At 59.1% G+C, this 18054-nt stretch carries 19 protein-coding genes; 10 read left to right on the plus strand and 9 right to left on the minus strand.

Going from position 1 to position 18054, the window contains the following annotated elements:
* Window position 1: 1 nt before the first annotated feature.
* Window positions 2-1048 (minus strand): MBL fold metallo-hydrolase, encoded by a 1047-nt coding sequence (locus I9187_RS15530; protein ID WP_171179063.1) that lies wholly within the window; start codon window positions 1046-1048, stop codon window positions 2-4.
* Complete coding sequence (locus I9187_RS15535) at window positions 1048-2751, minus strand: acyl-CoA dehydrogenase (RefSeq protein WP_171179062.1); 1704 nt, start codon at window positions 2749-2751, stop codon at window positions 1048-1050. The genes I9187_RS15530 and I9187_RS15535 overlap by 1 nt, the downstream gene beginning before the upstream one ends.
* Window positions 2752-2890: 139 nt before the next feature.
* On the opposite strand from I9187_RS15535, the gene I9187_RS15540 reads away from it, so the two are divergent.
* A complete protein-coding gene (locus I9187_RS15540) occupies window positions 2891-3841 on the plus strand; it encodes an L-threonylcarbamoyladenylate synthase (RefSeq protein WP_171179430.1) in 951 nt (316 codons plus the stop codon).
* Here the strand turns inward: I9187_RS15540 and I9187_RS15545 are convergent, their stop codons facing one another.
* Entirely contained in the window at window positions 3842-4396 is a 555-nt protein-coding gene (locus I9187_RS15545) for a YqgE/AlgH family protein (RefSeq protein WP_171179061.1), read from the minus strand.
* A 144-nt stretch (window positions 4397-4540) separates the two neighbouring features.
* On the opposite strand from I9187_RS15545, the gene I9187_RS15550 reads away from it, so the two are divergent.
* Together I9187_RS15550 and I9187_RS15555 are read left to right on the plus strand one after the other, a co-directional pair.
* Window positions 4541-5353, plus strand: coding sequence for a protein-disulfide reductase DsbD domain-containing protein (locus I9187_RS15550; RefSeq protein ID WP_171179060.1), 813 nt, complete (start codon window positions 4541-4543; stop codon window positions 5351-5353).
* 4 nt (window positions 5354-5357) lie between these two features.
* Window positions 5358-5777: an NUDIX hydrolase gene (locus I9187_RS15555; protein ID WP_171179059.1), complete on the plus strand. Its 420-nt coding sequence runs from the start codon at window positions 5358-5360 to the stop codon at window positions 5775-5777.
* Here I9187_RS15555 and I9187_RS15560 read toward each other — a convergent pair.
* From I9187_RS15560 to I9187_RS15585, 6 genes are all read right to left on the minus strand, one after another.
* Window positions 5774-9175: an efflux RND transporter permease subunit gene (locus I9187_RS15560; protein ID WP_209509633.1), complete on the minus strand. Its 3402-nt coding sequence runs from the start codon at window positions 9173-9175 to the stop codon at window positions 5774-5776. The genes I9187_RS15555 and I9187_RS15560 overlap by 4 nt on opposite strands.
* Before the next feature lie 5 nt (window positions 9176-9180).
* Window positions 9181-10629, minus strand: a complete 1449-nt coding sequence (locus I9187_RS15565) for an HlyD family efflux transporter periplasmic adaptor subunit (protein WP_171179428.1) — start codon at window positions 10627-10629, stop codon at window positions 9181-9183.
* A gap of 106 nt (window positions 10630-10735) precedes the next feature.
* The gene (gene moaB, locus I9187_RS15570) at window positions 10736-11278 is read right to left on the minus strand and encodes a molybdenum cofactor biosynthesis protein B (RefSeq protein WP_171179057.1); all 543 of its coding nucleotides are present in this window, start codon (window positions 11276-11278) and stop codon (window positions 10736-10738) included.
* 6 nt (window positions 11279-11284) lie between these two features.
* On the minus strand, window positions 11285-11905 hold the full coding sequence (locus I9187_RS15575) for a LysE family translocator (protein ID WP_171179056.1): 621 nt from the start codon (window positions 11903-11905) through the stop codon (window positions 11285-11287).
* Entirely contained in the window at window positions 11902-12501 is a 600-nt protein-coding gene (locus tag I9187_RS15580) for a metallophosphoesterase (protein WP_171179055.1), read from the minus strand. Before I9187_RS15580 ends, I9187_RS15575 begins: the two co-directional genes overlap by 4 nt.
* Window positions 12498-13265, minus strand: coding sequence for a uracil-DNA glycosylase (locus I9187_RS15585; RefSeq protein ID WP_171179054.1), 768 nt, complete (start codon window positions 13263-13265; stop codon window positions 12498-12500). The genes I9187_RS15580 and I9187_RS15585 overlap by 4 nt, the downstream gene beginning before the upstream one ends.
* Before the next feature lie 83 nt (window positions 13266-13348).
* On the opposite strand from I9187_RS15585, the gene I9187_RS15590 reads away from it, so the two are divergent.
* Genes I9187_RS15590 through I9187_RS15620 form a run of 7 tightly spaced genes read left to right on the plus strand, consistent with a single transcriptional unit; the run spans window position 13349 to window position 17998 of the window.
* On the plus strand, window positions 13349-13963 hold the full coding sequence (locus I9187_RS15590) for a scavenger receptor class F, member 2 (RefSeq protein WP_171179053.1): 615 nt from the start codon (window positions 13349-13351) through the stop codon (window positions 13961-13963).
* 59 nt (window positions 13964-14022) lie between these two features.
* A complete protein-coding gene (locus tag I9187_RS15595; RefSeq protein ID WP_171179051.1) occupies window positions 14023-14958 on the plus strand; it encodes an aspartate carbamoyltransferase catalytic subunit in 936 nt (311 codons plus the stop codon).
* The gene (locus I9187_RS15600) at window positions 14955-15473 is read left to right on the plus strand and encodes a hypothetical protein (protein WP_171727880.1); all 519 of its coding nucleotides are present in this window, start codon (window positions 14955-14957) and stop codon (window positions 15471-15473) included. Before I9187_RS15595 ends, I9187_RS15600 begins: the two co-directional genes overlap by 4 nt.
* Entirely contained in the window at window positions 15458-15844 is a 387-nt protein-coding gene (locus tag I9187_RS15605) for a hypothetical protein (RefSeq protein WP_171179045.1), read from the plus strand. Before I9187_RS15600 ends, I9187_RS15605 begins: the two co-directional genes overlap by 16 nt.
* Window positions 15841-17121 carry a dihydroorotase gene (gene pyrC, locus I9187_RS15610; protein WP_171179043.1) on the plus strand — a complete coding sequence of 427 codons (1281 nt, stop codon included), beginning with the start codon at window positions 15841-15843 and terminating at the stop codon, window positions 17119-17121. Before I9187_RS15605 ends, pyrC begins: the two co-directional genes overlap by 4 nt.
* Entirely contained in the window at window positions 17121-17726 is a 606-nt protein-coding gene (gene plsY / locus I9187_RS15615; RefSeq protein WP_171179041.1) for a glycerol-3-phosphate 1-O-acyltransferase PlsY, read from the plus strand. Before pyrC ends, plsY begins: the two co-directional genes overlap by 1 nt.
* Complete coding sequence (locus tag I9187_RS15620) at window positions 17723-17998, plus strand: hypothetical protein (RefSeq protein ID WP_171179039.1); 276 nt, start codon at window positions 17723-17725, stop codon at window positions 17996-17998. Before plsY ends, I9187_RS15620 begins: the two co-directional genes overlap by 4 nt.
* The last annotated feature ends 56 nt before the right edge of the window (window positions 17999-18054 follow it).

Raw genomic sequence — 18054 nt, forward strand, 5'->3', positions numbered from 1 at the left:
TCTACCCTTTGCGCTGATACAGCCAAGCCCCGTCCGCGCGCTGCGTCCGGATCACAGCGTCAATGTGGTAGAGATGATTCATATGTGCAACCGCCTCGACCAGTGCGAGGCCGTATTCGCCCTCGCGGATCGTGCGCTTGAACAGTGGAAGGAAACAGTCGGCCGCAGCTTTGGGTTCGTCCAGATGGTCCAGCAGACGCTCCAACGCGCTATGGTGATTCTCGATCAACTGCTTCATGCGCAGCGGTAGTCCGGTAAAGGGCAGCTTATGCCCACCCAGTACCAGATGATCAGGCCGGGCCAGTGTCTGAAGTCGCTCGCACGCCTCCATCCAGGCCGAAACCGGATCGGCCATGGGCTCGGTTGCATAGACACCCAAATTAGGGCTGATCGAGCTGAGGATCTGATCGCCACTAAGGACCAGATTGTCGTCGCGGCTCCAGAAAGTGGCGTGTTCCGGGGCGTGGCCATTGCCCATATGCACATCCCAGTCCCGCCCGCCCATGCGGATCACGTCGCCCTGCTGTATGCGCGTAAAGCCCAGCGGCATGGGATAGACCGTATCGGCAAAATTGAAGGGGCGATCGTTCATCCGTGCGGTCAGCACCTCGGGCGCCATACCCGCGCTGAGATAGAAATCCAAGGTCTCCTGCGGCCAGGTTTCCTGAACATCCAGCGTAAGCATCCGGGCAAACAGCCACGAAGTGCGACTTGTGACCAGCTCCGCCCCGTGTTCCGACTGAAACCATCCGGCATTGCCGACATGATCGGGATGGTGGTGGGTCACGATCACCCGTCTGATTGGCTTGCCTGCCAAAGGGCCACCCATCAGGGTTTCCCAGATGCGCCGCGTCTTGTTCGAAGACAGGCCGGTGTCGATCACCGTCCAACTGTCGCCGTCATCCAGAGCGTAGATATTGACGTGATCCAGAGCCATCGGCAGGGATAGACGCATCCACAAAACCCCCTCGGCAATCTGGATGGCTTCGCCTGTCGCGGGAGGTTCGTCCCACGGATATCTGATTCCCAAAACGCGATCCCCGTCCATCAGGCGGCCAACTCATCCAGGCTGAGCGCGAACAGACTATCCGCCCCGCTTTGCACCCGCGCCAGAAGACCCGAATGTTCCGGCAACAAGGCGTAGATATAGTATCGCGCCAACTTGGCCCGTGGTCCATCCGGATCGGCCAGAGCTGCGGTCAGGTGGTAATGCCCGCCCAACACCCGGGCAAACGCCTGCAAATAAGCTGTTGCGCCTGCAAAGCGGTCATTCATATCACTCTGCGCCACCAGCCACTCGGTCGCTTCGCGCAGGGTCTCGCTGGCTTCCCAGACCGGACCGGCCAAATCGGGCATTGTTGCCCGGGCGCGCTCGGCCTGATCTTCGATCTCGTCCAGAAGGTTCGATGCGGCCTCGCCCCCGTCCATCATCTTGCGTGCAACAAGGTCCATGGCCTGAATGCCGTCGGTGCCTTCATAAATCGCCGTGACGCGTACATCGCGCGAATACTGGGCCGCGCCGGTTTCTTCAATGAACCCCATGCCGCCATGCACCTGCACCCCGGTTTCTGCCACACGAATACCGGTGCGCGCGCCGAAGGACTTGGCGATTGGCGTCAGCAACGCCGCACGCGCAGCCCAATCGGCGTCGTCAGTTGCTTTCGCCATATCAATTGCGGTTGCGTTGGCCAGCAATATCGCGCGCGCCGCAAATATGTCAGCCCGCATATCCATGATCATGCGGCGCACGTCGGCGTGATCTATGATCGTACCCGAGGGCGTCCTGCCCTGTTTGCGGTCCATCGCATAGGCCAATGCGTGCTGATAAGCGCCTTCCGCAACGCCAACACCCTGACCGCCAACACCCAGACGCGCATTGTTCATCATGGTAAACATCGCAGCCATGCCACCGTGTTCCGCGCCGACGAGCCAGCCTTTGGCCCCGTCATATTGCATCACACAGGTGGGTGAGCCGTGCAGCCCCATTTTATGCTCAACCGAAACCACTTTCAGATCATTGGCCACGCCCGGATTGCCATCCGCATCCGGGATGTATTTCGGCACCAGGAACAACGAAATACCCTTTGTGCCGGGTACCCCATCGGGCAATCGCGCCAGAACCAGATGGCAAATATTCTCGGCAAAGTCGTTGTCGCCCCAGGAAATGAAAATCTTCTGCCCGGTTACCGAATATGTGCCGTCCCCGTTCGGTTCAGCCTTCGACGTCAGCGCACCCACATCCGATCCGGCCTGAGCCTCGGTCAGGTTCATGGTGGCCGACCATTCGCCAGAGATCATCTTTGGCAGATACAGCGCCTTCAATTCGTCGCTGGCGTGATGCTCCAACGCTTCAATCTGGCCCTGTGCCATCAGCGGTGCCAGTTGCAACGACAGGCACGAGGCGCTCATCATCTCGTTCACAGCAGTGGTGACAGTCATCGGCAGGCCCATACCGCCATGTTGAGGATCGGCGCTGATCCCGACCCAGCCACCTTCGGCAATCGCTTTCCAACCGCCAGCGTATCCCGGAGAGCTGCGCAGCACACCATTCTCAAGCCGCGCAGGCTCCAGATCACCGGCGCGTTGCAACGGGGCCAGTACCTCTTCGCACATCCTGCCAGCCTCAGACAGTATGGCGCTCACCACATCCGCGCTGGCATCCGCGAATGTTTTTGTGGCGGCGACCTGATCGAACCCGACCACATGGTCCAGCAGAAATTGATAATCAGAGATTGGGGCGCGGTAGGGCATGACAACTCTCGAACGTCTAGAGGATCAGAATACATCGGCGGGCTTGGAATCAAACGCAAGCGCCGGTAAGCGTGTTGGTCTGAACCGATTACGTACTCTTCCAAATATTTCAGGCAACCAAAACGCGGCGTCACCAGATATGATCTCATCCGGCACTCAGGAATTGACGGCGAATCCCGACGGAATCGAACGGGCGGCGGACTTGCTGCGTCAGGGCCTTCTGGTCGCCCTGCCGACCGAGACAGTCTATGGACTGGGCGGCGATGCGCGCAATGGCCAGGCGGTCGCGTCGATTTACGAGGCCAAGGGTCGGCCCAGCTTCAACCCGCTGATCGCCCATGTCGCCTCGGTCAGTGCAGCGCAAAGGTTTGTGCAATGGTCAGATCAGGCCGAGCAATTGGCTCAAGCTTTCTGGCCCGGTCCACTAACACTTGTTCTGCCACTACGCGAAGGGCACGGAATATCCGCGCTTGTAACGGCGGGGTTGGACACGTTGGCGGTTCGCGTACCCGCGCATCCCACCGCACGAGCTTTGTTGGCTGCGTTTGATGGGCCGGTCGCTGCGCCTTCGGCAAATCCGTCAGGTCTGATCAGCCCCACAACAGCCGATCATGTATGGGCGGGCCTGGGTGGCAAGATCGCTGCAGTTTTAGATGCCGGACCGTGCGGCGTCGGGCTGGAATCCACCATCGTCGGACTGGCCGGAGAACCTACCTTGCTGCGTCCCGGCGGGGTCGCTCTGGAACAGATCGAACAGGAACTGGGGGTGCATCTGCACGTGCATCAGTCCGGTGATCTTCTGACTGCTCCGGGTCAGCTTCAATCGCATTACGCGCCGGATGCGCCGGTCCGCCTGAATGCCGCGTCGCGTCACGGCGAGGAGGTCTTGCTGGGCTTTGGACCGGTGGATTGTGATCTGAACCTGTCCGTGAACGCCAACCTGACCGAGGCCGCTGCAAACCTCTTTGCATCCCTGCATGAGCTGAACAAGTCCGGGCGACCGATTGCGGTTTCTCCGATTCCAGATGCCGGGCTTGGTGCGGCCATCAACGACCGATTGCGCCGCGCTGCAGCGCCACGTGACAGCTGATCAGGCGCGACCTGCACTGGCGGACAAAGTCAAAGGGTCCACGCCCAAAGTGGCCAAAGCGGCTTCCCATTTCTCATCATCGGGCACGTCAAAGACCAGCTTTGATGTTGCTTCGGTGGTCAGCCAGCCATTCATGGCGATTTCATCTTCCAGCTGCCCCGGACCCCAGCCGGAATAGCCCAGCGCCAACATCGAATTCAGTGGCCCTGTCCCCGAAGCAAGGTCTTCCAGAACATCCAGTGTGGCAGTCATGCTGAATTCTTCCGAAATCTGCATCGAATGAAGGTTAGCTTCATAGTCGGCGCTGTGCAGAACAAAGCCGCGCGACATTTCGACGGGACCCCCAAAATGAACCAATCGCTCGCCAACAACCGGAATACGACACGCGATGTCCAATTGGCTAAGCAAAGTCTTTATTCGCAGGTCCGAGGGTTTGTTGATGATCAGCCCCATCGCGCCGTCATCGCCATAGCTGCACATATAAACCACCGAATGGTCGAACCGCGGATCGCCCATACCGGGCATCGCAATCAACAGTTTTCCGGTCAGATCCATGGGCCGCCATCTCTTTCTCAATTACGTCAACAATGGCCCCGCCACCCCTGTGTTTGCAAGAGAACAACGGGTAATTCGACAGATTTCATTGCAGTGACCGGATCGTGACTTGGAATCCGGCCCCAGCCCGCGCATGTATGGTGTATGAAGATGTCGATCAAATCCACAGCCGCCGTTGCGTTTGCTTGCCTGACCCTATCCTCTCCTGCCACCGCGCAGAGTTTGGATGGAGTGGTGCAACTGGATGTTCTGGATGGCGGTCGAACCGCAAACGGCACCTATCTGAGCGCGTTGAAGCTGACCCTGAAGGACGGCTGGAAAACCTATTGGCGGGCGCCCGGTGATGCGGGCATCCCACCCCAGTTCGATTGGAAACGCTCAAGCAACGTTGGACATGTGGACATCACCTGGCCCGCGCCCGAGATTTTTGACCAGAATGGCTTGCAGTCGATCGGCTATGAAAACCAGCTGATCCTGCCGATTGAAATTACACCGCGAAACCCTGCGAAACCCGTCCGCCTGCAAGGTGAGATGGACCTGGGCGTTTGCAAGGACGTGTGCATCCCCGAACGTCTGGATTTTGACCACACGCTGGACGGTGATGCCGGTCGCAACCCCGCAATTGCTGCGGCTATGGCGCAACGCCCCTACTCAGCACAAGAAGCCCGGGTGAGCAAAGCCACCTGTAACCTAACTCCGACGCAGGACGGAATACAGATCGAGGCTCGGGTGACGATGCCCTCTGCAGGGGGGCGCGAAGTCGCTGTGATCGAGCCGGGAAATCCTGTTCTCTGGGCCTCGCAGCCGGTCTCACAGCGCGAAGGCGATACGTTGGTGGCACAATCCGAAATCGTAAACGCATCAGGCGCGCCGTTTGCGTTGGACCGGTCCGAGATTCGGATCACCGTTCTGGGTGCCAATCACGCGGTCGATATTCTGGGCTGCAGCGCGGGCTGAGCTTGTGACCCGAACTCCTAAGATCGGTGCCTTGGCAGTTGTTCTGCATCAGGATCAGGTTCTTCTGGTGCAACGCAGCAAACAGCCAGATGCCGGTTTGTGGGGCTTTCCGGGCGGCCATGTGGAATGGGGTGAAACCGTTCTGAAAGCCGCGCAACGTGAGTTGCAGGAGGAAACCTCGGTGATCGCAGAGCCGTTGCACTACCTGAAAAATCTGGACTTGCTGCGAAGCGATCCACAAGGTCAGGTCTTGTCTCATTATCTTCTGGTCGGTGTTGCCTGCCAGTATCTCTCAGGCACGCCCAAGGCCGGTGATGATGCGCTGGATGCACGTTGGTTTCCGATTGACCAGATACGCAAGGGCGACCTGCCGACGAGCGCACGGGTTGTCGATCTTATGGAATATGCTTTGTGCGCGGGTTAAACACCTGCTGACCGGCTGAGCCGCCCGTAGAGCAATCCGGACAACAATACGCTTAGTCCCAGAATCGGCACGGCCCCGGCCAGAAATGCGCCCAGCCCCAATTGCAAAGCTGCAATTCCTTCTGCACCGGGGTAAAGACCCTGCAACACTCCAAGCGGCGCGCCGGTGACAGCGGGCCAGACCATCGTCAAACCAAACCAAATCGCCAATACAGCGCCTGTGCTTATCAATGCCACCCGAACCACCCGATCTGGCGCGCGCGCGGCGCGGCGCATGGCGGTCATCGGACGCGCAAAATCGTTCAGGATCGCCAGCAGGGCAGGCACGAGGATCAGGACCAGCAACATCCCAAATCCTAGCCCATAGACCAGAGTGATCACGGTCGGCTTAAGGAACTGCGCCTGCTGCGATCCCTCATAAAGCAGCGGCGCAAGTCCAAGAACCGTGGTCAGCGTGGTCAGCATTACGGGCCGCAACCTGTCGGCTGTGCCCTCGACAATTGACGGCACCAGACCCCGGTCCTGCTGATACCCATCTATCGTTGTCACCAGAACAATCGAGTCGTTGATTATGATACCGGTCATTCCAAGCAATCCAACCACCGTGAACATGCTAAGCGGAACATCCCAGATGTAATGACCCCAGATCGCCCCAACGAGGCCAAAGGGGATGATCGCCATGACCACCAACGGCCTCGACCAACTTGCAAACACCCAGGCCAGAACAAGGTAGATTCCGGTCAGACACAGGATCAGCCCGGTGCGCGCTTCGGCCAGGAATTCGTTCTCCTGCTCGCTCAGACCCGACATACGCCATTCGACCTGACGTTCGGCGGCAATGTTGGGCAGGATTTCGTCCTGCATGATGCGTTCGATTTCAGCCGCACGCGCCGGGTCGTCCTCGGAAATATCACCTGTGACCGAAACCACCCTGAGGCCATTCTCGCGCCGGACGACGGAAAACCCGGTTTTGCGTTCGACGGAAACGATGTCAGCCAGCGGCACATAAACCCCATCAGGCGAACGCATAAGGGTGCGTTCAAGGAAGTCTGCAGTCAACTCGCCCTCAGGCAATTCAACCCGAATTTCAGTGCTGCGCGGGCCATCGGGGAAGGTGGCGGCCTCGATCCCGTTCAGGCGGTTGCGCAACGCGCGGCCCAGCGTTTCGATCCGAAAGCCCAGGGCCTGCCCCTGTGCCGTAAGATCCAGAATGAACTCTTCCTTGTCATAGGCCAGAGTGTCTTCCAGCGCCGAAACCTCGGGGAATTTCGACAATGCGGTCTTCAGATCTTCTGACGCCGCCTTCAGGACATTCACGTCAGAACCATAGAATTGTACGTCAATGGCGTCGCCGCCGGGGCCGGACCGCCAGCCCCGGAAAGTCAACACTTCGACATTCGGGTGCCGTGGAACGAAGTCCTGCAATTCGCCCACAAACTCAAAACTGGAATAGGGCCGCAGGTCGGCATCAATCAATTCGATCGAAATCCCGCCCAGCACGCTGCCGTCTTTGCCGTCTGCCGCCGCCAATCCACGGCCCGCGGTGCCCCCGACCTCGGCCAGAACAAATTCAATCGGATTCTGGCCATAGCGTTCTTCATAAATCTGGCCCAGCTCGTCGGTGGCGTCCTGCAAAATGCGCATCATTTCCAGCGTATCCGACCGAGTCGAGCCTTCGCGCATGATGAACCCGCCACTGACTGAGCTACGTTCAGGCGCGTTGAAAAATCGCCAGTTCACATCGCCACGGATGAACAACGCAACCTGACTGGCCAGAATAGCGATCATCAAAGCCACAACAACGTATCGCGCCCAGATTACCCAGGCGATCAACGGACGGAACAAGTGGTCCCGCACCCAGCGGAAGCCCCGGTTTACGACACGGTTCGGTAGATCGTACCAGTGTTCCTTGGCAGAATGCGCAATCGCGTGCGCCATATGGTTGGGCAGAATAAGAAAGCATTCAACCAGCGACGCAATAAGAACCGCAATCACCGTGAACGGAATATCGCGGATAAGCTCTCCGAACCGACCACCCACCAGGGTCAGACCAAAGAACGCAATCACCGTCGTGACGGTCGCCGCCAGAACTGGCATCGCCATCCTCCGGGCGGCACGTTCAGCGGCTACCACAGGCGGCTCGCCCAGACGACGGGCTCGGAAATCGGCGTGTTCGCCCACCACGATGGCATCATCCACCACGATACCGAGGGTAATGATCAGGCCAAACAGCGAGACCATGTTCAACGACAACCCACCAAGATACATCAGCGCAATGGCAGCCGACATGGCCACGGGAATACCCGCAGCAACCCAGAAGGCAATGCGGGCATTCAGGAACAGGAACAGCAGGCAGACCACGAGGCCCAATCCCATCAGCCCATTGTCGACAAGAATGTTCAGCCGGTCGGTGATGGCCTGGGCCCGGGTACGGATCAACTCGATCTTCACACCTTCGGGCACACTGGCCTGCATCTCGCGGGCGACATCTTCAACCGTGTGCTGGATTTCGATAGCATCGCCCTGGTTTGACCGGTCAACTTGGATCGACATAGCTGGATCATCGCCAACAAAATAGCTTCGTTGCCGTGTAACCCCTTCGACCCGAATCGTCGCGATATCGCCGACCTTCAGTTTCGATCCATCTGTATTTGTCCTTAGCGCAATACCTTCGATTTGCTCGGGTGTGCGTTTTTCTGTTCCCGCCCGTATACGCGCACCGGCGCCCTCCACTGCTCCGGCAGGATCGGTATTTACTTCGGACTCAATCGCCGCGGCGATATCTGCCATGGAGATGTCATTGATAATCAACTGCGCGGTCGTGACTTCAACGATGATCTGTGGTGCCGCAATGCCCCGGATGGTCGTACGGGTCACACCTGCAGTGAAAAGACGATTGATCAACTCGTCCGTCATCTTCGCCAATTGATTGGTATCAATGGGACCGCTGACGACAAGATCCGTTACGCGGTCACGCCAGGCACCGCGTTTGATTTCGGGCTCTTCTGACCCTTCCGGCAGGTCCGACACACCGTCTACGGCGGTTCTGACTTCCTCGACCGCGCGGGACATGTCCCAGTTTGGCTCGAACTCCAGCCTGACACGGGTCCAACCCGGATGGGAGCTAGCCTCGGTACTGGTCACCCCTTCAACGGCCAGCAGTGCAGGCTCCAGCAACTGTACAATGCCGGCATCCATGTCCTCCGGCCCGGCACCGTCCCACGAAACGGTGACATCCACGCGCTCCAAGACCACATCGGGAAAGAACTGCGCCCGCATGTTGGGAATGGCCGCCGCGCCCAGAACCAGCATGACCAACAACAGTAGATTGGCAACGGTCCGATGGCGCGTGAAGTAACTGAGAATGCCGCCCGCTGCGCCGGGTATCTCGCGCATCATGGCGCCTAGCCCCCGGCCTTGGTTTCAAGGCGACGCACCAACGAGGCCGGCACGCGCGCTTCCTGCAATTGGCCCAGAAGCTGTGATTTCTCGTCCTGCGGCATTGTCTCGCTGGCCTCGATCTGGGCCACCAGTGCGGCCCGCTTCGATGGGCTTAGCTCAACCATGTCTGGATCCGCCCCGGCTTCTACGCGCAACGGTCTTACGCGCACGCCGGACCCCAGCAGAGGCGTGCGTCCAATGACAACTTCGCGCCCCTCAAGCCCGTCACCCCGCAGCAAAACTTCATCCCCTTGCCTGCGGACCAACTGCACCGGCAGGCTTTCCAACCGGTCATCCGCGCCCAAGATCAGAACCGTGCCCGACGCATCCAGTGCAGACGATGGCAGGCGATAGACGTTTTCAACCGGCTGCTCTTGCACCGAAACAGTAACAAAATCGCCCGGCTTGAAGCCCGAAGCCGCTTGCAGGCGGGCATAGATCAACCGCCCGGTTTGCCCTTCTCCGGCAGAGCCGCTGTCGCGACTGATTTGACCGGCTGCGCTCAGATCAGCGCCGGTGACTTCCAACGACACTGTCACGGGTGCGTTGATCAGAAGATCATTTTCACCCAACAGTCGAACATATTGCGCCGTCGATACCCTGAAAGCCACCTCAAGCGCGTTGGGGTCGACCAGTTCGGCCAGCTTTTCATTGGCAGATACCAAACGCCCTTCCACCAAGGTAACATCGGTCAAAGTGCCGCTAAACCCAGCCCGAATTGTCATATCTTCAAGATCGCGTTCCGCCGCTTCCAATGTGATGACCGCACGAGCCTGCAAAGTCGTAGCCTGATCAACACGCGATTCCGCTTGCGCCAGCGCGATGCGGCGGGCCAGAACTGCCTGCTGCGCTGAAGTCGCTGCCAGCTCAGCTTCTTCCACGCTGGCAGCGGCACCAACCCCGCGGGATTGCAAGTCACGTTGGCGTTGCAACGCCCGTTCACGCAGGTCCGCCTGCGCCTCGGCTGATTTCAACTCGTCTTGCGCCAGTAGCAACGAGCGTTCGGCATCGCGTTCTTCAAACTGAGCATCCAAAAGATCGGATTTAGCCCGATCCAACGCGGATTGCGCATCCGCCGGGTCCAGTTCAACCAGCACCTCACCCACCGAGACGGTACCGCCATCCTCAAAGTCTTCGGCCAGCGCAACCACGCGCCCGCCCAGCGCCGCACGCAATTCCAATCTGCGACGACTTTGGACTTCTCCAAACGCTTCAAGATAGGGGGTGACGGTTTCCGCTTCAGCTTGAATAACCGACACTGCAAAAACCCTTTCGCGCGCGGGTGGCGCTGCGTCGTCACGCGTCAGAGCGTCCTGCACCGCGCCCACGATGATTTGTGTCGCAACAAACAGCAAAGCCAGCGTTAGAAACGCCAGAAAAATACCGACCAGACTTTGCCGCAAAAATCGCATCAATCAGTTACCCCGGTTGCATCAAGCTGCCGTTCCTAACATGTAGCTGGATCACGAATTATGCCAAGCCACAAAGCGGTTACACGGATTTGAACGTACGACCAGTCTACTTCCGTCGCAGGTGTTCGTCCAATCTGGGCATTATTTCCACAAAATTGCAGGGGCGATGGCGATAATCGAACTGTTTTTCGAGTATCCCGTCCCACGCATCCTTGCAGGCGCCCGGGCTGCCGGGCAGTGCGAACAGGTATGTACCACCGGCAACACCCCCCGTCGCACGTGACTGCACCGCCGAGGTGCCGATTTTCTCCTTCGAGATAAGTGTAAACACGGTGCCGAAAGCGTCGATCTCTTTTTCATAGACGTCCCGATGGGCCTCGACGGTCACATCGCGCCCAGTCAGACCTGTGCCCCCGGTCGAGATCACGACATCAATCTGATCGTCCGCCACCCAGGCGCGCAGTTGATCGGCAATCTGATCGCGTTCGTCGCGAACAATCTTGCGATCAGCGACCACATGCCCCGCCTTTTCAATCCGGTCCACCAGAGTTTGGCCCGAGCGATCTTCGTCCAGTGATCTGGTATCCGAGACTGTCAACACGGCAATTTTAACCGCGATGAACTTTTTGCTTTCGTCAATGCGTGACATCTTGCGTCAGGCCCTTTCCATGATGACAAGCCGAACCGCGAGGGCGGTAAAAATCCCACCCGTGATCCAGCCGATAATACCTGAGGCGCGCGGGTTGCCGATCAGAACTCTGCCAGCGCTTCCGGCGAAGACACCCGCCAAACCATTCACCAAAAACCCGCCAAACGCGATGATCAACCCAAAGATCAGGAACTGCAGCAGGACCGAGCCTGCAGTCGGGTCGACGAATTGAGGGATAAAGGCCAGGACAAACAGAATGACCTTGGGGTTGGTCAAGTTGACCAACATTCCGTCTCGAAACGCCATGCGGGTGGATCGCACAGGCGTGTCACCCACATATGCGCCGTTTCTAACAGCCCCCCACGCCAAATAAAGCAGATATGCCGCGCCGATCCAGCGGATCACTTCAAACAGCCAGGGCAGCGCCGATACCGCAGCCCCAAGTCCCAGACCAGCAAACAGGACATGAATCATGGTTCCTACAGACACCCCGGCACTTGCCGAGACTGAAGGCCATGCGCCCGACCGAAGACCCTGGCCGAAGCAGAACATCATATCGGCACCGGGCGTCAGGTTCAGTGCCAAGGCGGCTGGAATGAAAACCAGTAAAGTCTGAAGTTCGATCACGCAGACACCTCAAACCAATTCGGTTTCGGCCCAAGATTGGCCAATTGCGTTCGGCCTAGCGTTCCGCGATAGCCCCAACTTTCGTGTACGTGTCCAAAGACAGCATGACCTGGCTGAAGCCTCTCTATTGCGTCGCGCACAGCGGTCGACCCTACCGACAGACCTTGCGAGGTCTGATCCCCGTAGCCTTTGGGCGGAGAATGCACGATCAGGACGTCAGCCGCGTCGCATCGGTCGAGCATCTCGGTCGCCGCGCCTTCGGTCAGGTCACAGGACCAGTCGCCAAACGGCGTGGGCGGCACGCCGTAACCCAATCCAAACAGGCGAAGCCCGTCGAGTGTCATACCGGACCCGTGCAGGACATGGACACCTTCTGGGGCAGCGTCACTCAGTTCTTCTGAGCTTTCGGCATTTCCGGGGATCAGGACCAAGGGCGCTGCGATCCCCGAAAGCATCTGCATCGCCGAATTCAGACCCTGCCTCATGTTGCAATAGTCGCCTGCGCCAATGACCAGATCAGCCTCCGCACTGGCGGCCACCAAATCTGCGGCGCGGTTGCGCGCCATGTGAAGATCGGAAAAAGCCAGAACCTTCATGCGCCACCTCCAAGCCGCGCCTTGAGGTCCAGCAGATCAGCCCAAGCCTGCCGTTTCATCTGCGGCTGACGCAACAGGAAGGCCGGGTGGAACATTGGGATCACAGGCAGATCCATCGCCTGATCCCAATTGCCGCGCAAACGGGTGATACCTCGTTTTCCCAGCACCGCCTGACAGCTAATATTGCCCATCACCACCAGAACTTCGGGCTTGGCCAACGCCACATGGCGCTCAAGGAAAGGCTTCATCATCCCGATTTCCTCGGGCTTGGGATCGCGGTTCTGCGGAGGCCGCCATGGCAGTACGTTGGTGATGTAGACGTTCTCGCGACGGTCCAGATCGATCGCTGCCAGCATCCGATCCAGCAATTGACCGGCGCGACCGACAAAGGGCTTGCCTTCACGATCTTCATCGCGGCCAGGGGCTTCGCCGATGATCATCACCTTTGCGCCGGGGGTACCGTCGGCAAAAACCAATTGTCGTGCCCCGCGTTTAAGTTCGCAGTGATCAAAAGCCTCCATCACTATCCGCAACTGATCCAGAGACCCTGCCCCTTGCGCGGCAGCCTGCGCAACAGCAACCGGATCAACCTGTTTAGGTTTTGCCGGGGCCACAGAAGCTGCTTCTGCTTTCTTGGGTTTGGGCGTGGTGTCGGGCAAGGCATACCGATCCACGGGCGCATCCCCGATTGCCTCGGTCGCGCCCATTTCGATCTGCCATTCCAGCAGCGCCCGTGCAGAGTAATAGTCCAAGCCCGATTCCATACGGATAATTTACCTGCCTAAACGCTGAGGGAAAGCGAATAGGGCTTGATCGGTCGCTCTGTCGCGCCGACCATCAGCGCGCGATGCTCAGAATTCTGCGATTCCTCCTGCTCGGGTTTGTGGTGGCCCTTACCGGCGATCCGGCTTTGGCGACGTTTCACGACACACATGGGCAGTGCCGTGCCGGTCAGTTCAAATGCGGCAGCACCTGCTGTTCGGGCGGGCAAAGATGCAGCTTTGATGGTCACTGCATTCCACTGGGCGGAACCTATTGCGGTGGTGGGCGCAGCTGTGGCCCGTTCGAGCGCTGCGTGGCGGGCGGAACCAGATGCGCGCCCGCTGGTGCAGACAAATGCACATCTCGTCTGGATTGCCCCGGCAACAGCTTTTGCAACGGGCGCGGCGAATGCGAGCGGATCAAACCCGACCTGGACACAACACCGCCTAAAACTTGCGACGATGGCCGCACCTGCGCGCGTGGCTCGTCCTGCCTGCCCGGCGGGGGCTGTTCCCGCCCGGGGTGGTTCTTGTGCGAAGAAACCGGGTCGCAATGCCGCCCCGGCTTCAAATGTTCGGCCCATCAGGGCTGCGTGCCGATCAAGGCCATCGACTGCGGTTATGGCAAATGGTGCAAGCCGGGTGAACAATGCCTGCCCGAGGGCGGCTGCGAAAAACTGCCAGAGGGCACGGAACCTTAGGTTGCCTTGGGCCGCACAGCTTCCTATAAGCGGCCCGATTGTCAGACAGGAGCCCGCCCATGCGTTTCGCCCATCGTCACCTTCTTGGCATCGAGCATCTGTCCCAATCCGATATCACCGAAATTCTGGATCTGGCCGAGACCTATGTCGACATGAACCGCCAGTCGACCAAGCATTCGGACGTTCTGTCGGGGCTGACCCAGATCAACATGTTCTTTGAAAACTCGACCCGCACGCAAGCCAGTTTCGAACTGGCAGGCAAGCGCCTGGGTGCGGATGTGATGAACATGGCAATGCAGGCCAGCTCGATCAAAAAGGGTGAAACCCTGATCGACACGGCGATGACATTGAACGCAATGCATCCTGATTTGCTGGTGGTACGGCATCCGCATTCCGGCGCGGTCGATCTGCTGGCGCAAAAGGTCAATTGCGCTGTTCTGAACGCGGGCGACGGCAAGCATGAGCATCCCACACAGGCCCTGTTGGACGCCTTGACCATCCGACGCGCCAAGGGACGCCTGCACCGGCTGAATATTGCGATTTGCGGCGACGTGGCCCATTCCCGCGTCGCGCGATCAAACCTGATCCTGCTGGGCAAAATGGAAAACCGTATTCGCCTGATTGGCCCGCCGACACTGGTGCCCAACCAGTTTGCCGAGTTCGGGGCCGAGATCTATGGCGACATGAACGAGGGTCTAAAGGACGTCGATGTCGTCATGATGCTGCGTCTTCAGAAAGAGCGGATGGATGGCGGGTTCATCCCCTCGGAACGCGAATATTATCACCGCTATGGTCTGGATGCCGCAAAGCTGGCGCAAGCCAAGCCTGATGCCATTGTCATGCACCCCGGCCCGATGAACCGAGGCGTTGAGATCGACGGCACGCTGGCCGATGACATCAACCGGTCCGTCATTCAGGAACAGGTGGAAATGGGCGTCGCCGTTCGTATGGCCGCGATGGATCTGCTGGCACGCAACCTGCGCGAGGCCGCATGAGCGATCTGACCGTCGCCCCCCACGAACGCGGCGTCTTGCGCCTGTTCAGGCTGGACATGCGCCCGGAAGAGGCAAAGTTCCTGCGCGAACCGGGTGCCGCCGATCAGGTGCTTGGGGTGGACGGGCTGGACCCCGCGCAGATCGATATATTCCCGGTCTCCGATCTGGAAGACCTAGGGCTGTATGGCTATCTGACCGAAGGCTGCGGCGTGTCCGCAGATCAGTTGGATAAGGACGCTCTGTCCGCGATAGACGGCTGGGTTATGGTCTTGCGCAGCGCTGCGTTCCAAGGACGCCCGGCGATGTTGAAGCCAGACCCTCGTCTGCGGCTGATCGGCCTGTTCACAGAAGAGACCTCAAACTGGACCGGAGGGGTCATCGAAACCGAAAGCGCCAAGCCTTTTTCGGCACCGCAAGCCGCTCCAACGGATGACCAGCCCCGCCGTATCGGGTCAGCTATCCTGGCATTGGCCGCGCTTGTGGCCATCGGAGGCATCTTATGGCTGATTCTGTGATCTTCGCCCCGGATAAAGGGGCCTATTTCCGTACCAACGCATGGCTGGCCGCTTTTGGCATGGCCGGTGCCATGCTCGTTCTGTGGCTGATCGGAAATCCTTATATCTGGACCGGAGCACCCGCAGGTCTGGCCGCCATTGGCATCCGCGCCTGGTATCTGGCCTCGGAAGAGCTGGTCGCCAATTGGGAAATGTCGGACACGACCCTGACCGGACCTGGTCCACGCAAGGTGCCTCTGAATCAGATCCAAGCGGTCAACACCATGGGCAGCTTTGTTCAAGTCGTCACCAAAAGCGGCGATAAGCACCTGATCAAATATCAGGCCGACCCTGCCGCCACCAAAGCCACCATCGAAAGGGCCATACCATGAGCACCGTTCTCTTCACCAACGCTCGCCTGATCGACCCTGAGGCCGGTACGACCTCGACGGGCTGGCTTCAAGTGGCCGATGGCCGGATTGTTGCCCGAGGGGAAGGAAACGCGCCGGGTTCAGACGGGCAGATCATCGATTGCAACGGCAAGTGTCTGGCGCCGGGCATCATAGATATCGGTGTGAAAGTCTGCGAACCCGGTGAACGCCATAAGGAAAGCTATAAATCCGCTGGCCTGGCCGCTGCGGCCGGAGGGGTGACCACCATTGTCACCCGGCCAGACACCAGCCCTGCGATAGATACGCCGGAAACGCTGGAATTCATCACCCGCCGGGCGCAAGCCGATACTCCGGTCAATATGCTGCCGATGGCCGCCCTGACCAAGGGGCGCGAGGGGCGCGAGATGACCGAGATCGGGTTTTTGCAGGATGCGGGTGCCGTGGCCTTTACCGATTGCGATCACGTCATCACCAATACCAAGGTGTTTTCTCGCGCGCTGACTTATGCGAAGTCCTGCGGCGCGCTGGTGATTGCCCACCCGCAGGAACCGGGGCTCAGCGCAGGGGCGGCTGCGACCAGCGGCAAGTTCGCGGCCCTCCGCGGCTTGCCCGCCGTGTCGCCAATGGCCGAACGTATGGGTCTGGACCGTGACATCGCCCTGCTGGAAATGACCGGGGCCGCTTACCATGCTGATCAGATCACAACTGCCCGCGCCCTGCCCGCGCTGGAGCGCGCCAAGTGCAATGGACTGGACATCACTGCCGGCACGTCGATCCACCATCTGACCCTGAACGAGTTGGACGTGGCAGACTATCGCACCTTCTTCAAGGTCAAGCCGCCGCTGCGCTCCGAGGACGACAGGCAAGCGGCAATCGAGGCAGTTCGAACAGGGCTGATTGACATCATCAGTTCGATGCACACCCCACAGGACGAAGAAAGCAAGCGCCTGCCATTTGAAGAAGCGGCCTCGGGTGCAGTGGCATTGGAAACGCTGCTGCCCGCAGCACTTCGCTTGTATCACGCAGATCAACTGGACTTGCCGACACTGTTTAAGGCCTTGGCGCTCAACCCTGCAAAGCGGTTGGGACTGGACAGTGGTCGCCTGTCCAATGGCACCCCGGCAGATTTGGTTCTGTTCGACCCGGATGTGCCTTTTGTGCTTGATCGGTTCGCCCTAAAATCCAAATCGCAAAACACGCCATTTGACGGCCAGCGGATGCAAGGTAAGGTCCTTGCGACTTATGTAGCTGGCCAAGCAGTGTTTCGGAGACCCTGATGCCCATTATCGTAAATACGGCAGAAGACTTGTTCTTTTGGGCAGTGATTGGATACCTGTTTGGGTCCATTCCGTTTGGGCTGATCCTGGCCAAAGTCATGGGGCTGGGCAACCTGCGCGAAATTGGGTCGGGCAATATTGGGGCCACAAATGTTCTGCGCACCGGCAACAAGGCCGCTGCGGCCCTGACGCTGCTATTTGATGCTGCCAAGGGGGCGGCTGCCGTTCTGATCGCACGCGCCTATGCCGGAGAAGACGCGGCCCAGATCGCGGCGCTGATGGCGTTTTTGGGGCATTGCTTCCCGATGTGGCTGGGCTTCAAGGGCGGCAAAGGTGTGGCTACCTTTCTGGGGCTTTGGCTGGCGCTGGATTGGCGCGTTGGCGTGGCCTGCTGCCTGAGCTGGCTGGTTGCGGCGGCAATCTGGCGGATTTCTTCCGTCGGCGCACTTGCGGCAGCGGCGCTGTCGACCACCTGGGTGTTGGTGCTAACAAACGGTTCGACCTTTATACTGGGGATCATCCTGACGCTTATGATCTACTGGCGGCACAGTTCGAACGTGGCGCGGATCAAGGCCGGAACGGAACCGAAAATCGGGAAACCGTGACCGTCACCGACGCATTTTTGTCTGCGTTTCATGCTCTGCCAGAGGGCAGTTTCACCGGCACGTCGCACGGTCGAAGCTATGGTGTCGTGCGTCAACGCATGGCAGGCGGCAGATCACACAAGCTGGTGGCCCATGAACGTGGCGGTTCCGATTACATCAGCCTGAACCTGTACCAGACCCGCAACAGCGGCGCTTTGTTGCGGCCCTGCGAAATGCCCGCCAGCAAAGTCATCGCTTTTGTTCTGGATCTTGTGCCCGACGCAAACAGCTAACCCTGCAATTTTGAACAGAACAACTTTGCTGCTGCACATTCACAATTCATTGTTTT

Source organism: Ruegeria sp. HKCCE4148, from assembly GCF_017872495.1.
Classification (GTDB): Bacteria; Pseudomonadota; Alphaproteobacteria; order Rhodobacterales; family Rhodobacteraceae; genus Ruegeria.

Coding starts and splice junctions, on each gene's coding strand:
- I9187_RS15550 (WP_171179060.1), top strand. CDS start 4,541: ATGAAGATGTCGATCAAATCCACAGCCGCCGTTGCGTTTGCTTGCCTG.
- I9187_RS15605 (WP_171179045.1), top strand. CDS start 15,458: ATGGCTGATTCTGTGATCTTCGCCCCGGATAAAGGGGCCTATTTCCGT.
- I9187_RS15565 (WP_171179428.1), bottom strand. CDS start 10,629: ATGCGATTTTTGCGGCAAAGTCTGGTCGGTATTTTTCTGGCGTTTCTA.
- I9187_RS15545 (WP_171179061.1), bottom strand. CDS start 4,396: ATGGATCTGACCGGAAAACTGTTGATTGCGATGCCCGGTATGGGCGAT.
- I9187_RS15535 (WP_171179062.1), bottom strand. CDS start 2,751: ATGCCCTACCGCGCCCCAATCTCTGATTATCAATTTCTGCTGGACCAT.
- I9187_RS15530 (WP_171179063.1), bottom strand. CDS start 1,048: ATGGACGGGGATCGCGTTTTGGGAATCAGATATCCGTGGGACGAACCT.
- I9187_RS15600 (WP_171727880.1), top strand. CDS start 14,955: ATGAGCGATCTGACCGTCGCCCCCCACGAACGCGGCGTCTTGCGCCTG.
- plsY (WP_171179041.1), top strand. CDS start 17,121: ATGCCCATTATCGTAAATACGGCAGAAGACTTGTTCTTTTGGGCAGTG.
- I9187_RS15595 (WP_171179051.1), top strand. CDS start 14,023: ATGCGTTTCGCCCATCGTCACCTTCTTGGCATCGAGCATCTGTCCCAA.
- I9187_RS15580 (WP_171179055.1), bottom strand. CDS start 12,501: ATGAAGGTTCTGGCTTTTTCCGATCTTCACATGGCGCGCAACCGCGCC.
- moaB (WP_171179057.1), bottom strand. CDS start 11,278: ATGTCACGCATTGACGAAAGCAAAAAGTTCATCGCGGTTAAAATTGCC.
- I9187_RS15590 (WP_171179053.1), top strand. CDS start 13,349: ATGCTCAGAATTCTGCGATTCCTCCTGCTCGGGTTTGTGGTGGCCCTT.
- I9187_RS15540 (WP_171179430.1), top strand. CDS start 2,891: ATGATCTCATCCGGCACTCAGGAATTGACGGCGAATCCCGACGGAATC.
- pyrC (WP_171179043.1), top strand. CDS start 15,841: ATGAGCACCGTTCTCTTCACCAACGCTCGCCTGATCGACCCTGAGGCC.
- I9187_RS15560 (WP_209509633.1), bottom strand. CDS start 9,175: ATGATGCGCGAGATACCCGGCGCAGCGGGCGGCATTCTCAGTTACTTC.
- I9187_RS15585 (WP_171179054.1), bottom strand. CDS start 13,265: ATGGAATCGGGCTTGGACTATTACTCTGCACGGGCGCTGCTGGAATGG.